Source organism: Hymenobacter elongatus (assembly GCF_004745955.1).
Lineage (GTDB): Bacteria > Bacteroidota > Bacteroidia > Cytophagales > Hymenobacteraceae > Hymenobacter > Hymenobacter elongatus.
Genome location: NZ_SRLD01000097.1, coordinates 1 through 1,434, shown reverse-complemented (window position 1 = coordinate 1,434; position 1,434 = coordinate 1). Strand labels below are relative to the sequence as shown.

Genomic DNA, 1,434 nt, shown 5'->3' with positions numbered 1-1,434 from the left:
GTAACCGGCGCGTGCTACGGTCATTAACCACCGTGCACTCCACCCCGCAAGTAGGACAGTGCGTCCGCGTGTCGGTCAAGGTACAGGCAATTTCTATCGTCGTTTTCGTGGCCGTGACGCCCGTCAGGGCCACCTGGGGCAAGCCCAGCAGGTCGATGTAAAAAGCCAACTCATTCATGCCCCAAGGTAGGCCAGCACCGCCAATCCATTAAAATTGTCAGACAACCAAGATTTTCAGATTAGTGCACGTGGTAACCACAATGGTAAAACCAGTTTTTAGCGTCGAGTTCGGTTATCCAGTCGGTGGCGGTTTGGATAATGGCCTCCAATGCTTCACGGGTGCGAGCATGGCGTGCGCAGCCAGGTTTTGAGCTTGCTGAAGGCCAATTCGATGGGGTAAAGTCGGGCGAGTAGGGCGGCAGATATAACAGCCGGGCCCCGCGGGCTTCCACGAGTTCGGCCAGTCCTGCCACTGTGTGGGCCAGCAGGTTGTCGAGCACGGCCACGTCGCCCGCACACAGCGTCGGGCCCAGTACCTGGCTCGACAACCTGCTCACGGTCTTCGCCGCTTGCAGCCCGCTCGGGGTAAGCGCGGCCACCAGCGTCACGTTGGGCCCGCTGTGCAGGAGCGTGGCCTGATGAGCCCGCTGCCCGCTGCCCACCTTCGGCGCGGGCGTAGCGGCGGCAGTAGGTGAGATGGGTGCTGGTCTCGTCCACGAACTTGAAACACGAAAAATCTTCTGCTTGCACGGCTTCGATAAAGGCGGCCCGCAAGGCTACGACCCGCTCGGTGTCACGCTCGGCAGCGTGGACACTCTTTTTTTTCGCCGCCAATCCAGCGCCTGCACGGCCCGCCCCATTGTGGCCTGGCTCACGCTCGGCCCGCCCAGGGCGGACAGCCAGATGCGCAACTCGTCGAGCGTAGCGTCGGGCTGCTGGCGCAGGCAGGCGCGCAAGCCGTCCCGGGCCGGCACGTCCAGCAGTGGGCCGGCCCGGGACGGGGGAGCAGCGCGGCCACCGAGCCACTCGTGCGCTGGCGATGCAGTAGCTTTTCCACAAACGAGCACGAGACGCTGAACTGCGCGGCTACTGCCACCACTGTGCGGCCGGGCTGACCACAGGCTGCTGCCACACGTTCGCGCAAATCAAGCGAGTAAGCTTTCATATCAAAACGGTGTACCTAAATCCGTAAACCATCTTGAGAAGCTACTAGAGCTTAGTCAGGAGAATTAGCTGTACAAACCTTTTGGTAGTGGCGGGTGAGTTTCTCCCGCGCCTTATCGAGCGAGAATTGCCAGTTGACGGTCGCTCGCCGGGCGTTGCGTTCCGCCACACAGGCCTCAACGTGCGCGCTCAGTTCGTCCTGCGTGGGAATGCGCTGGTGCAGGCACTGGCGGGCAATGGCCGAGAGTTCGAGTTCGACCATGTTCAGCC

The 1,434-nt window shown here is 61.8% G+C and carries 2 protein-coding genes and 1 pseudogene; all 3 read right to left on the bottom strand.

Features of this window, described 5'->3' with window-relative positions; all coding sequences use genetic code 11:
* Positions 1-239: 239 nt before the first annotated feature.
* Positions 240-662 (bottom strand): transposase, encoded by a 423-nt coding sequence (locus E5J99_RS22360; RefSeq protein ID WP_167852279.1) that lies wholly within the window; start codon positions 660-662, stop codon positions 240-242.
* A 114-nt stretch (positions 663-776) separates the two neighbouring features.
* Positions 777-1,067 (bottom strand): COG3415 family protein, encoded by a 291-nt coding sequence (locus E5J99_RS20855; RefSeq protein ID WP_135499736.1) that lies wholly within the window; start codon positions 1,065-1,067, stop codon positions 777-779.
* Between the two features lie 149 nt (positions 1,068-1,216).
* A pseudogene (locus E5J99_RS20850) lies at positions 1,217-1,434 on the bottom strand (IS630-like element ISMth1 family transposase); the annotation flags it as partial.